At 72.1% G+C, this 13,012-nt stretch carries 10 protein-coding genes and 1 pseudogene; 5 read left to right on the top strand and 6 right to left on the bottom strand.

Features of this window, described 5'->3' with window-relative positions; genetic code table 11:
- Together RT91_RS18095 and mutL are read right to left on the bottom strand one after the other, a co-directional pair.
- On the bottom strand, positions 1 to 369 hold a 369-nt coding region (locus RT91_RS18095), incomplete at its 3' end, for an Arm DNA-binding domain-containing protein (protein ID WP_035188990.1).
- A 346-nt stretch (positions 370 to 715) separates the two neighbouring features.
- Positions 716 to 2,464, bottom strand: coding sequence for a DNA mismatch repair endonuclease MutL (gene mutL, locus RT91_RS18090; RefSeq protein ID WP_035188988.1), 1,749 nt, complete (start codon positions 2,462 to 2,464; stop codon positions 716 to 718).
- Positions 2,465 to 2,523: 59 nt separating this feature from the next.
- Here mutL and RT91_RS18085 point away from each other — a divergent pair, with 59 nt between their 5' ends.
- Positions 2,524 to 3,432, top strand: coding sequence for an alpha/beta hydrolase (locus tag RT91_RS18085; RefSeq protein WP_011941658.1), 909 nt, complete (start codon positions 2,524 to 2,526; stop codon positions 3,430 to 3,432).
- Here the strand turns inward: RT91_RS18085 and RT91_RS18080 are convergent.
- The 4 genes from RT91_RS18080 to ileS all read right to left on the bottom strand — a co-directional run bounded on the left by RT91_RS18080 (position 3,392) and on the right by ileS (position 8,637).
- Positions 3,392 to 4,621 (bottom strand): MFS transporter, encoded by a 1,230-nt coding sequence (locus RT91_RS18080; protein ID WP_035188986.1) that lies wholly within the window; start codon positions 4,619 to 4,621, stop codon positions 3,392 to 3,394. The two genes, RT91_RS18085 and RT91_RS18080, sit on opposite strands and share 41 nt — an antisense overlap.
- A 91-nt stretch (positions 4,622 to 4,712) precedes the next feature.
- Positions 4,713 to 5,282: a DUF3035 domain-containing protein gene (locus tag RT91_RS18075; protein ID WP_011941659.1), complete on the bottom strand. Its 570-nt coding sequence runs from the start codon at positions 5,280 to 5,282 to the stop codon at positions 4,713 to 4,715.
- Positions 5,279 to 5,812 carry a signal peptidase II gene (gene lspA / locus RT91_RS18070; RefSeq protein WP_007421835.1) on the bottom strand — a complete coding sequence of 178 codons (534 nt, stop codon included), beginning with the start codon at positions 5,810 to 5,812 and terminating at the stop codon, positions 5,279 to 5,281. Before lspA ends, RT91_RS18075 begins: the two co-directional genes overlap by 4 nt.
- On the bottom strand, positions 5,809 to 8,637 hold the full coding sequence (gene ileS, locus RT91_RS18065) for an isoleucine--tRNA ligase (RefSeq protein WP_013639871.1): 2,829 nt from the start codon (positions 8,635 to 8,637) through the stop codon (positions 5,809 to 5,811). The genes lspA and ileS overlap by 4 nt, the downstream gene beginning before the upstream one ends.
- 249 nt (positions 8,638 to 8,886) lie before the next feature.
- Here ileS and RT91_RS18060 point away from each other — a divergent pair, with 249 nt between their 5' ends.
- From RT91_RS18060 to RT91_RS18045, 4 genes and pseudogenes are all read left to right on the top strand, one after another.
- Positions 8,887 to 9,771, top strand: a complete 885-nt coding sequence (locus RT91_RS18060; protein ID WP_013639870.1) for a sulfite oxidase heme-binding subunit YedZ — start codon at positions 8,887 to 8,889, stop codon at positions 9,769 to 9,771.
- A 53-nt stretch (positions 9,772 to 9,824) separates the two neighbouring features.
- Positions 9,825 to 11,084 (top strand): hypothetical protein, encoded by a 1,260-nt coding sequence (locus RT91_RS18055; RefSeq protein ID WP_035188983.1) that lies wholly within the window; start codon positions 9,825 to 9,827, stop codon positions 11,082 to 11,084.
- The gene (locus RT91_RS18050) at positions 11,081 to 12,394 is read left to right on the top strand and encodes a hypothetical protein (RefSeq protein ID WP_035188993.1); all 1,314 of its coding nucleotides are present in this window, start codon (positions 11,081 to 11,083) and stop codon (positions 12,392 to 12,394) included. The genes RT91_RS18055 and RT91_RS18050 overlap by 4 nt, the downstream gene beginning before the upstream one ends.
- Positions 12,391 to 13,012: pseudogene (locus RT91_RS18045) on the top strand (Ni Fe-hydrogenase III large subunit); the annotation flags it as partial. The gene RT91_RS18050 and the pseudogene RT91_RS18045, both read left to right, overlap by 4 nt.

The following is a 13,012-nucleotide window of genomic DNA, read 5'->3' as shown; positions in this document are numbered from 1 at the left end:
GTGGTCGGTCGCGATGGTACTCGCGTTCTTCGCGACCCCACGCCGCGTCAGTACCCGGCCAGCCGCGGCGTCAGCGAGATACTCGTCACAGAGGTCGGCTATCGAAATCACCTGATGCTCGATCTGGCGCTCGCCGCTCGGGTCTCCGCCGTCGATCACGATCCGTAACAGCCTGATCGCCTCGGCCCTCGCCTCGTCCGGTGTCCATGGCGATCCATGACGGCCTATCGTGTAGGTCCGCTGCCGACCTTCCTTTGTTCGATATCGAAAAACATAGGTCGGCCGTCCGCGCTGCCGGCGCGCACCGAAACCAATGATCATGGTGTCCCACACGGTCTCGCCGACTTTGAGCCCCTCGACGATCCGCAATCCAATCCGTGCGCCCAGCTTCCGTACCCCTTCGGTAGCTGGTTCTCACGGATCGGCGATTTGTCTACTGAAATCAGCGAGCATACAGCGAGCAGCAGGTGCCAAAACGCACCGCGTCCTCACCCAAATCACGAGGATTCCCCTTCCGTCACGACGTTGACATGGCAGGGGTCACAGGTTCAATCCCTGTCGCGCCCACCACTCAAATCCCTGAAATTACACCTTTTTTTGAGTGGCATCACGGTGATGAACCGTGGGCTTGGGCCCCGTAGCAACCAGACAGCTACCGGACAAAGCCACGTTTTCAGCGGGTGCGGGCCGTTCGGGAAGAACGATCTGGATGGTCTCAGCCGGCCCGGCCGAACATCCGTTCCAGATCGCCCCGGCTCAGCCGCAGCACCGTGGGCCGCCCGTGCGGGCAGGTCTGGGCGAGGGGGGTCGTCTCCATCGCCCGCAACAGCGCCTCCATCTCGGCGAACGCCAGCCGCCGCCCCGCCCGCACCGAACGGTGGCACGCCATGCGGATCAGCACCGCGTCCAGCTTCGCTTCCAGCGCCGTCGCCGTCCCGCTCTCTGCCAGCGTATCCGCCACATCCCGCGCCAGCGCGGCCGGGTCGGCCTTGGCCAGCGCGGCCGGCACCGCCCGCACCAGCACCGCCCCCGGCCCGAACGCCTCGATCTCCAGCCCCAGCCCCGCCAGCCGCTCCGCCGCCCCCAGCAGCCGCGCGATATCCTCCGCCGGCAGTTCCACCACCGAAGGCGCCAGCAGCGCCTGCGCCGGAATCGCCCCCGAATCCCGCTCCGCCCGCAGCCTGATCTCGGTCAGCCGCTCATGCGCCGCGTGCTGGTCCACCAGCACCAGCGTCCCGTCCCCGCTCTGCGCGAGAATATACGTGTCGAACACCTGCGCGATCGGCGTCCCCAGCGGATAGTCCGGCCGCGATTCGGGCAGAACCTCCGGCGCCACCCGCGCCGGCGGCAAATCCAGCCCGCGCAGCTCCGCCTCCGCGAACCCCCGCGCCGCCCGGCTCTCCGCCTGCGGATACCGCGGCATCGGCGAGGAAGCCGCCCAACTCGTCCGCGGCATCGACACCGAGGGGGCCGCCGCCAGGTCCGCCGGCGTCGCCAGCGCCCGCTGCACCGCCCCGATCATCAGCGACCGCACCGCGTCCGGCGTCGCGAACCGCAGCTCCGCCTTCGCCGGATGCACGTTCACATCCAGCATCTCCGCCGGAATCTCCAGCCACAGCGCCGCCAGCGGATGCCGCCCCGCCGGAATCCGCTCCCGATACGCGAGCCGCAGCGCCATCCGCAGCAGCGGGTCCCGCACCGGCCGCCCGTTCACCACCATGTGCTGGTGCCGCGCCGCCGCCCGCGTCAGGCTCGCCGGCGAGATGAACCCCCGCAGCGCCACCTCTTCGCGAACCGCCTCGATCTCCAGCAGCTTCTCCGCATCCGCCCGCCCATAGATCGCCGCCACCCGCTCCCGCCGGTCTTGCGGCGGCAGGTCGAAACTCGCCGCCCCGTCGATCGTCAGCGAAAACCCCACCGCAGGCGCCGCCAGCGCCAGGTGCCGGACCGCATCGGCGCAGGCCCCCGCCTCGGCGCCGGCGCTGCGCAGGAATTTCCGCCGCGCCGGCGTCGCGTGGAACAGGTCCTCGACGGTCACGCAGGTCCCGACCGGCCCGGCCACCGGCTCGACCTCGCGGACGGCCCCGCCATCGACCACGATCCTGGCCGCCGAATCCTGCCCCGCCGGGCGGGAGGTTACGGTCAGCCGTCCGGCCGCCCCGATCGACGGCAACGCCTCGCCCCGGAACCCCAGCGTGGCGATCCGGACCAGCGCCTCGTCGGTCAGTTTCGAGGTGGCGTGCCGTTCGATCGCCAGCTTCAGTTCGGCCTCGGGAATCCCGTGACCGTCATCGGTCACCTCGATCCGGCCGATCCCGCCGCCCTCGATCGTCACCCCGATCCGCCGCGCCCCGGCATCGAGCGCGTTCTCGACCAGTTCCTTGACCGCGGCGGCCGGCCGTTCGATGACCTCGCCGGCGGCAATCCGGTTGATCGTGGTCGGGTCTAGGCGGCGGATCGGCATGGCCCCATCTTACAGCAACAAGCCTCTTCCGCCATGCACCCGGAGCCCGACACAGACCCATGGCCAGCCTCGCAGCCCACCTGATCAATCCGGTCCTGCGTGTGCAGGTCAAGCGCAAGCTCGCCCGCGCGACCGACGCCGAGTCGCTCCGCAAGGCGTTCCGCTCGCCGATGCCGACCCCGCGCGGCGTGCGGTACACCCCCTCGATCATCGGCGGCGTGCCGGGCGAATGGGTCGAGCCCGCCTTCGGCGCCCCGCCGGCGATGACCGTGCTTTACCTGCATGGCGGCGGCTATGTCGTCTGCTCCGCCGAGTCGCACCGCCCGGTCACCGGCGGCCTCGCGCGGCGGGGCCTGCGTGTCTTCGCCGCCGATTACCGCCTCGCCCCGGCGCATCCCTTTCCCGCCGCCGTCGATGACGGCTTCGCCGCCTTCCGCGGGCTCGTCGCGCAGGGGCATGATCCGGCGAGCCTCGCCATCGCCGGCGATTCGGCGGGCGGCGGCCTCGCGCTCGCGGTGGCGTTGCGGGTCCGCGAGGCGGGCATGGCGATGCCGGCGCGGCTGGTGCTGTTCTCGCCCTGGACCGACCTTGCCGGCACCGGCCGCAGCGCGGTCGAGAACCGGCGGTGCGACCCGATGATCCAGGGCGGCCGGATCGCCGAGGGCGCGCGCCCCTATCTCGCCGGCACCGATCCGTACAATCCGTTCGCCTCGCCGCTCTACGCCGATCTCGCCGGCCTGCCGCCGATGCTGGTCCATGTCGGCGCGCGGGAGGTGCTGCTCGACGATTCGGTGCGGCTGCACGAGAAGGCGCTGGCCGCCGGCGTCGATAGCCTGCTCCGGATCTGGCCCGTCGTGCCGCATGCCTGGCCGATCTTCCAGGCGATCCTGCCCGAGGGGCGCGCGGCGCTCGACGAGAGCGCCGCCTTCATCCGTGGTGCCGCGCCGCCGCCCGCCGCACTTCGTTGATGCCGAAATAGGTCAGGGCGAGCAGCGGCAGCACCCCGCCGACGATGGCGACCAGCGTCCAGCCGCCGCGGATCAGCAGGTCGCTCGCCACCGCCGAGCCGGCGGCGCCGCCGAGGAAGAAGGCGGTCATGTAGGCGCCGTTCAGCCGGGCCCGCCGCTCGGGGGCGAGGGCGTAGATCGCCCGCTGGCCGAACAGGTTGTTGGCCTGCACGCCGAAATCGAGCAGCACGCCGGCGCCGGCGAGGAGGACGACGCTGTGGATGGCGGCGCCATAGCCCGAGATCAGGAAGGAGAGGGCGATCAGCGCCAGCGCGGTCGCGGTGCCGGGGCGGCCGTATCCGGCATCGGCCAGCCGCCCGGCGATCGGCGCGGCGGCGGCGCCGGCGGCGCCGACCAGGGCGAAGATCGCGATGCCGAACTGGGTGTAGTGGAATTCATGCAGCAGCAGCAGCGGCGCCGCGGTCCAGTACAGGGTGAAGGCGGCGAAGGCGCAGGTCTGGTAGGCGGCGCGGCGGCGCAGCGTCGGCTCGGTGCGGTAGAGGCCGAGCATCGAGACGATCAGTTCGCCATAGTGATGATCGAGCTTCGGCGTGACGCGCGGCAGCTTGAGCCGCAGCAGGACCGCCAGCAGCGCGATGCCCGCCGCCGAAATGCCGAACACCGCCCGCCAGCCGGCGAGCCAGGCGACGAAGCTCGCCATCGGCCGGGCGAGCAGGATGCCGAGCAGCAGCCCGGCCATCACATTGCCCACCACGCGGCCGCGGATGGCATCGGGCGTCAGCGAGGCGATCATCGGCACCATGATCTGCACCGCCGCGGAGCTGACGCCGATCAGCAGCGAGGCGGCGAGGAAGCTCGTGCCGTTCCAGGCGATGGCGGCGAGGCCGAGGGCGATGGCGGAGGCGCCGACCATGCGCGCGATCAGCTTGCGGTTCTCCAGCAGGTCGCCCAGCGGCACCAGCAGCAGCAGGCCGGCGGCGTAGCCGAGCTGCGTCAGCGTCACCAGCAGGCTCGCGACCTGCGCCGGCAGGCCGATATCCGGCGCGATCGTGCCGACCAGAGGCTGGACGTAATAGATGTTGGCGACGACCGCGCCGGTCGCGACCGCGAACAGCGTGGTCAGCGCGGAGGAGGGGGCGGCATCGGTCTTCGCGACGGCGGCCGGGGACGCGGTGATACATTCCGACATGGAAGCCGATATGCCCTTCGCAGGCCTGTGTTCAACCGCCGAGGCGATGCCGGCCAGCCATGAGCGCCAGCCCCTTGCCGGCGCCGCCGACTCAGAACAGGTCGAGGAACCGGCCGACAACGCCCTTCTGCGCCTGGCCCGGCGCGGTCGCCGGCGTCGTGCCCTTCGTTGCCGGCTCGCCGAGGGCGGCGTTTTCCTGCAGGCGCTTCTGCTCGGCCGGCGCGTTCACCACCTTGGCGCCCTTCGACGAGCTGCCGAAGGACATCAGCGAGCCGACGAAACCGGGGCTGCGGCTTTCCTGTTCGGCGTCATGGTTGATCGTCGCGCGGATATTGGCCGGCGGCGTCGGCCCGGCCTGTTCGAGCAGCGCCTGCTGCGCCGGGCCCATCGTGGTGCTGGCGTTCTGCAGGGCGCTCTGCGGCGAGAGGATGCTCTGCGCCTCGGTCGAGGAGGAGACCTGCTGGGGCCGCGGCTCGCCGGGCACGGGGGTGGGCAGGGCCTGGAGATCCGGCGGCATCGACAGCGGAGCCTCGGTACCGACATCGAACGCGTTGGGGGGCGTGACCGTCAGCCCGAAGGTCTTCGACGGATTGCTGCATCCGGCCAGCAGCAGCGGGCCGAGCAGCAGGAACGGAAGGGTCGCGCGCGATGAACGGATCATGGCGCTTCCTTATCCTCGCGCGCGGGAGGCGGCAAGTGACCGGCGCGGTCGCGGCTGAACAGGCTTTCGATGATCAGCGCGGCGACGCCGCCATCGATCGCGGCGTCGGCGAGGTTGAAGACGTACCAATGCAGGTTGCCGACATGGACATCGACGAAATCGACCACCGCGCCGTAGGCGATTCGCGAGATGACGTTGCCGGCGGCGCCGCCGATGATGGCGCCGAGGCCGAGCGCCGCGAGCAGCGAGGGGGTGCGCCAGAGCCAGACCGAGAGCCCGGCGATGGCCGCGATCGCGACCGCGATCAGCAGCAGCCGCGCGTCGTCGCCGGCCAGGATGCCGAAGGTGACGCCGTGGTTCCAGACCATGGTGAAGTTCAGCACCGGCAGGACAGGCACGCTGCCCTTCCGCGGCAGGTCGAGTCCGTAGAGGATCCAGGCCTTCGAGGCCTGGTCGATGGCCAGCACCGCCAGCGCCATCAGCGCGCCGAGCGTGCGGCGGCTTGCGTTACCGCGAGATGCGCCGGTCATTCGACATACGCGCAGCAGCGGCGGCACAGGCCCGGATGCGCGGGGTTGCCGCCGACCTCGGGCAGCACCTTCCAGCAGCGCTCGCATTTCTCCCCGGGGGCGATCTCCACCACCGGCTCGGCGCGCAGCGGGGCGCTGGCGCCGGCGCCTGCGGGCTCGGCGGCGATCTCGGTTTCCGCCGCCGAGGTGATCATGATCTCCGCCCAGTCCGCCGCGCGCAGGGCTTCCGGCGCATCGACCGCGAAGGTCAGGACGATCTTCGCCTGCAGCGAGGCGGCGATGTCGCCGTTGCGGCGGGCCTCCTCGATCCGCGCATTGGCGATGCGGCGCACCGCGCGGATCCCGGTCCAGGCCTCGTCCAGCGCGTCGTCGCGCCAGGCGGCGGGAAGCTCGGGGAACTGCGCGAGATGCACGCAGGCCTCCTCGCCATGGCGGGCGCGCCAGGCCTCGTCGGCGGTGAAGGGCAGGACGGGGGCGAGCCAGGTGGCGAGGCAGCGGAACAGGATGTCGAGCACGGTGCGGCAGGCGCGCCGCGTCTCGCTCTGGGCGACGAGCCGTCCCTCGGCATCGAGCCGGACGTCGCAATAGAGCGCGTCCTTGCGGATGTCGAAATAGAAGGCGGAGAGGTCGTTGTTGCAGAACTGGTGGATCGCCGGATAGACGCCGGTCCAGTCATGCGTCTCGACCGCGCGGCGCAGCATCGCGTCGAGCCGGGAGAGGCGATGCAGCACGTAGCGCTCGAGGTCGGGCATGTCGGCGGCCGGCATCGCCTCGGCCTCGGTGAAGCCGTCCAGCCCGCCGAGGACCCAGCGCAGCGTGTTGCGGATGCGGCGGTAGAGATCGGCCTGCTGCTTGAGGATGTCCTTGCCGATGCGCAGGTCGTTGTGGATGTCGGAGTTCATCACCCACAGGCGCAGGATGTCGGCGCCGTACTGGTCGATCACCTGCTGCGGCGCGGTGACGTTGCCGAGGGATTTCGACATCTTGCGGCCCTGCTCGTCGAGCACGAAGCCGTCGGTGACGATGGCCTTGAACGGCGCGGTGCCGCGGGTGCCGACCGCTTCCAGCAGCGAGGCCTGGAACCAGCCGCGATGCTGGTCCGAGCCTTCGAGATAGAGATCCGCCGGCCAGGGCATGCCGCGCGCCTCCAGCACGAAGGCGTGGGTCGAGCCGCTCTCGAACCAGACATCGACGATGTCGAAGACCTGCTCGAAATCGGCGGGGTCGTGGTCCGGCCCGAGGAAGTCGGCGGCGGGGCGGGCATACCAGGCATCGGCGCCCTCGGCCTCGAACAGGGCGCGGGTGCGGGCGAAGACCGCCGGATCGGTCAGGATCGACTTGTCGTCGCGGCGGACGAAGATCGCGATCGGCACGCCCCAGGCGCGCTGGCGGGAGATGCACCAGTCCGGCCGCGCCTCGACCATCGAGCGGATGCGGTTGCGGCCCTGGTCGGGGACGAAGGCGGTGCGGTCGAGCGCCTCCAGCGCGTGGGCGCGGATCGCCTCCTCGCCGTCCATCCGGATGAACCAGTTGGGCCGGGCGAGATAGATCAGCGGCGCCTTGGAGCGCCAGGAATGCGGATAGGAGTGGAGGAATTCCTCGCGCCGGAGCAGGGCGCCGGCCGCGGTGAGCGCGGCGCAGACCGGGTCCGCCGCCTTGTAGACGTGCAGGCCGGCGAAGAGCGGCACGTCGGCGGCGTAGGTGCCGTCGTCGTTCACCGTTTCCGGCACCGCGATGCCGTGGGCGCGGCAGAGGAAGAAATCGTCCTCGCCATGCGCCGGCGCCATGTGGACGAAGCCGGTGCCGGCCTCGGTGGTGACGAAGTCGCCGAGCAGGAGCGGGACATCGTAGTCATAGCCCTGGCCGCGCAGCGGGTGGGCGCAGACGAGGGCGCCGAGATCCTTGCCGCGCAGCGTCTGCTCGACCTCGTGCGCGGTGATGCCGGTTTCGGCGGCGAAGGCGTCGAGCAGCTCGGCGGCGACGACGAGGCGCTCGCCCTTGCGGGCGAGGCTGTGCTCGGTGGCATCGGCGATGCGGATCACGACATAGTCGAACTCCGGCCCGGCGGCGAGGGCGCGGTTGCCGGGGATGGTCCAGGGGGTCGTGGTCCAGATCACGATCGCGGCACCGTCGAGATCGCCGCCGACGACCGGGAAGCGGACCCAGATCGCGGTGTCCCGCCGGTCCTGATACTCGACCTCGGCCTCGGCCAAAGCGGTCTTCTCGACCGGGCTCCACATCACCGGCCGCAGCCCGCGATAGAGCGCGCCGGAGGCGGCGAATTTGTGGATTTCCGCGGCGATCGCCGCTTCGGAGGCGAAATCCATCGTGGCGTAGCGGTTCGCCCAGTCGCCCTCGACGCCGAGGCGCTTGAACTCCTCGGCCTGCACGTCGAGCCAGTGCTGGGCGTAGTCGCGGCATTCGCGGCGGAATTCGAGGATCGGCACCTCGTCCTTGTTCTTGCCGGCCTTGCGGTAGCCTTCCTCGACCTTCCACTCGATCGGCAGGCCGTGGCAGTCCCAGCCGGGGACGTAGTTGGCGTCGAACCCGGCCATCTGGCGGGCGCGGTTGATCAGGTCCTTGTGGATCTTGTTCAGCGCGTGGCCGATATGCAGGTTGCCGTTCGCATAGGGCGGGCCGTCATGCAGGATGAAGGGCGTGCGGCCGGCGGCATCGGCGCGCAGCCGGCCGAACAGGCCCATCGCCTCCCAGCGGGCCAGCGCCTCGGGCTCGCGCTTCGGCAGGTCCCCGCGCATCGGAAAGCCGGTTCGCGGCAGGAAGACGGTGGCGCGGTAGTCACGCGGGCTGGACGGCAGGTCGTTCATCGAAAAGGCTCCGGCGGAGGAAAGGACAGGCGTGCGATCCCGGCCCTAGATCAGGACCGGGCGGCGAATTCGCGGGACCAGGCAGGCGGCGCGCCGTGCGGATGTCATGGCGAGAGGTTATGCGAGCCGCCACCCCGAACGGTCAAGCGCGGAATGTTGAACGGAATTTTGCTCTCATCCGCATCCGGATGGGGGTGGCGAGGCGAATTCAGGGCATATTTCTGCTCCCACACCGGAATCCGAGCCGCCATGCCGAATGCCGCCCCGCAAGCTGAAGTCCGCGTTCGCCCGAAACGCCAGGCCCGCGTCTTCGGCGCGCCCTGGCGCACGCCGGCCGGGCGGTTTTCCTGGCTGAAGACGATTGCCCTCGCGCTCTGCACCGCGCCGGCGGCCTATATGCTGTGGGAGCGGCAAACCGGACATCTCGGCGGCCGGCCGACGCATGAGCTGATGCTGCAGACCGGCTTCTGGGCGATCCGCTTCCTGCTGCTCGGCCTCGCCATCACGCCGGCGCGGGCGGTGTTCGACTGGATGCGGCTGGCGATGTTGCGGCGAATGCTGGGCCTCGCGGCGGCATTCTACACCTTCGCGCATGTGATCCTGTATGCGGCGGATGAGGGATATGCCATCGGATTCGTTTTGAATCAGATGTTTACGGTGTTTTACCTCATCCTCGGTACCATCGCGACGATCGGGCTTGTGGCGCTGGCCGCGACCTCGACCGATGCGGCGATGGCGCGGCTGGGGCGGCGGTGGAAGGCGCTGCACCGGCTGGTCTATCCGATCGCCGCGCTCTCGATCTGGCATTTCTTCCTCACCCAGAAGATCGACGTCTCGGCGGCGATGGTGCCGTTCGGCCTGTTCGTCTGGCTGATGCTCTGGCGGCTGGCGCCGCCGGGGTTCCGGCGCTCGCTGGCCGGCATTCTCGTCCTCGCCCTCGGCGCCGTGGCGATCACCGCCGGCGGCGAGGCGGGATGGTATGCGCTCAATTCCGGGATCGATCCGTGGCGCGTGCTCGATGCCAATCTCTCGACCGCGCGGATCAGCCCGGCGGCCTTCGTCGCGGCCGATCTCGCGCTGCTGGCGGTGCTGGTGGCCGCGCGGCGGTTGCAGCGCCACGCGGCTCCGGGCTGAACGGTCACATCCACGACATACCCGACTCGGCCGGGCCCTGCTAGCAAGGGGACATGGCACGCCCCGCGCCCCGTCCGCTCGCGCGACTGTCGTCGATCGCGCCTGTTCCTGCTGCCGGCCTGGCGCTGGCCGGGGCGGTGCTGGCGCTGGGGGGCGCGGTCGTGCTGACCGGCCGGCTGGCGGTCTCGGTGCCGGAACTCGGTCCGGCGGGCGGGCTGGCGCTGGCCGTCGATCCGGGCCGGGCGGGCGTCATCGCCGCCGTGCTGGCGGGGGGCGCTGCCGGCCTGCTGGCGGCGCCGGGTCTGGGCGTTTCCGCGGTGCTGATGCTCGCCGGCCTCATCGCAATTCTCGCCAATAATCTCTACACGCTTGTTTTTGCGGCATTGATCGTGGGGTTCCTGGCCGCTCGCCACCGCGCCGCGGCACCCGCTGCGCTGGCGGTGCTGCCGGCGACGCTGCTCGCGGTGGCGGAGACGCTCGGGCAGCCCGGCATCTTGCTGGCGGCCGGAGCGGCGCTGTTCCCGGCCGGCTATCTCCTCGCCGCGCTGGGCGGGGATCTGCTCCGCTTCGCCCAGGGCGCGGCGCTTGGCCTTGCCGGGCTGGCGCTGATGGCGGCCGGGCTCGGCGATGCCGGGGCGATGCGGCTTGCGCTGGAGACCGGCGCGCTGGCGGCGCCGGCGCTGGCGCTTGCGGCGTCGCGGATCGAGGACGCGACGGGTTCGCGCGCGCCGGACTGGCTGGGCGGGCTCGCGCGCGGCATGCCCGGCTTCGCGCTGTGTTTCGGCGGTGCGGCCTTCTGGGCGAGCCTGCTGCCGCCGGGGCCGGGCTTCGTCGCGTTTCAGGGCCTGTTCGCGGCAGCGCTGCGGGCCGGCTGGCCGGGCGCGCTGGCCGCCATCGCCCTTGCCGGCGGTTTCGCGCTGGCCGGGTTCGGTTCGGTGGGGCTCTTCGCGCTGGTCTGCCTCGGCCGGCCGCGCAGCCTGCGCGCCGCCGCCGCCGAGGATCTGCCGCGCCGTGATCTCGTCGCGCTCGGTCTGCCGGCCGCCGCCGTCGCCGCGCTTGCCCTCGTCACCGCGCCGTTCCTGCTCCTGATCCCGCTCGGCGTGCTGCTGGGGCTGTGGCGCTGGAGCCTGCGCGCCGGGCCGATCGAGGCGCCGGCCTTCGAGGACGGGTTCGCCCGGCCGCCCGCATGGTTGCCGTTCGGCGATCCGGTCACGCAGATCAACGCGACGGGATTTGCCGCGCCGCTGCGGGGGGCCGCATCGTGGTTCGTCCGGCGGGTCCGGATCTCGCGCCGGGGCTGGCGGCGGCCATGAGCCCGGCGCTGCTCGCAAGCCGGACCATCGCGACCGGGATGAACATGGCGCTGCTGGCGGGGTTCGCGGTGCTGCTCGAATGCGCCCGCGCCCGGCTGGCGGGGCAGCTGGCCGGGGCGCCAGGTGTCACCTTCGCGCAGCCCTTGCGCGATCTCCGCCGCCTTGCGCGAAAGCGCCGCATCCGCCCTGCCTTTGCCTCGCCGCTGCACGGCATCTGGCCGCTGGCCGCCTTGGCGGCGACGGTCATGCTGATCGTCGTCATCCCCGGTTTCGCGGCCGGGCAACTGACCGCCGGGCGCGCCGGCCCGGCGCTGTTCATCGGCCTGCTCGCGCTCGGGCGGGCGATGCGGGTGATGGCGGGGATCGACGCCGGGGCGGCCATGCCCGGCCTCGCCGCCGCCCGGCTGGCCGCATCCGGTCTCGGCGCCGATCTCGCATGGCTGCTCGCCTTTGCCGCGCTCGCCGCCGCGCCGCGCGGGGCGACGCCGGAAGCCGTTCTCGCGGTGCTCGGGGTGTTGCTGACCTGGCCCGGTTCCGCGCCGGTGCCGGGCGATTATGCGGGGCCGGACCGCGCGGTCTTCGTTGTCGAAGCCATGCTGCGCCGGGCCGCTGCCCTTGCGCTGCTGGTCGCCCTCGTCGCGCCGCCCGGCCTCGCGCATGCCACGGCACCGCTGGGCTGGCCGGAGGGTATCGCGGTCTATGCCGCGAAGCTCCTGATCGCGGCGGCGGTCCTGGGGGCGCTGCGGCTGGTCCTGCCGCGCGGCGCGCCGCGGACCGGGATCGTCCTCGCGCTGGCGGCGCTGGGGGTGGCCCTGCTGGGTGGGGTGGCGCCGGATCGGCTCGGCCTCGTGGCGGGGCTGCTCGGCGTGATCGGAGGTGCGGCCCTGCTCTGGCGGCGCTGGCCGGCGGAGGAGGCGCTCGCGCTGCTGCAGGGCGGCGCGGCGATGGTCGGATTCGGGCTGGGCGATGTGAAGGGGGCGATCACGATTCTCGTGGGTGTGGCGCTCGGGCGGGTCGCCGTCGCGCTATCCGGCGCGGGCGGGTTGCGGATCTGGGCGATCGCGGCGCTGGCCGGCCTGCCGCCCTTCGGCGTGTTCGCCGGCGATTTCCGCATCGTTGGCGCGGCCGCTTCCCTGTCGCCGCTGCTGGCCGCCTCCCTCGTCGCGCTGATCGGCGCGGGCGGCGCGCGCGCGCTGACGGCACCCGCGCCACCCGGCCCGGAGAGCGTGCCGATGCGCGGGGCGGCCGTGCTCGGCCTGCTCGTCCTGATGGTGGTGCTCGGGGCGGCGCCGGTGGCGGGGCTGCGATGAGGGACGCCGAGATCGCCGGCCTGCTGGCCGCATCCACGGTCGAGCCCTGCGGCGGGGCGGCGCTGCATCTGCTGACGCCGGCGGACTGGCAGCACCTGGCGACGCTGGTGGATCCGGCGGATTTCGCCGGCCTGTTCGTGGCCGATGGCCGCGCCCATGCGCTGTTCTTCCGCGCCGCGCCGCTGCTGGTCGCGGTGACGCTGGCGGACAAGGCGTTTCCCGCCCTGTCCCCGTCCATTCCCGCCGCTTCCTGGTTCGAGCGGCTGGCCGCCGAGCGCGATGGCGCGATCGCGACGGGCGCGGCCGACACGCGCCCGGCCGTCCGCCACGGCGAGGGCGACGCCGCCTGGCCGCGCTTCGCCGAACCGGCGGGCGAGGGGGCGTTTCAGGTCGGGCAGGGGCCGGTTTCGGGGCTGATCGCCCGGCCGGTTCATCGCCGCTTCACCATCGAGGCGGGACGGATCGCCCGGCTCGAGCATCGGCACGGCTATGCCCATCGCGATGTCGCCGCGCTGCTGCACGGCAAGTCGCCGCGCGCGGCCGCGCGTTTCGCGGCGCGCCTCGCCGGCGATGCCGTGGTCGCGCACGCGCTCGCCTTCGCCCGCGCGGCCGAGGCGG

This window comes from Acidiphilium sp. JA12-A1, assembly GCF_000724705.2.
Classification (GTDB): domain Bacteria; phylum Pseudomonadota; class Alphaproteobacteria; order Acetobacterales; family Acetobacteraceae; genus Acidiphilium; species Acidiphilium multivorum.
The sequence above is the reverse complement of the archived record's forward strand: the minus strand, read 5'-3'. Positions and strand labels throughout refer to the sequence as shown.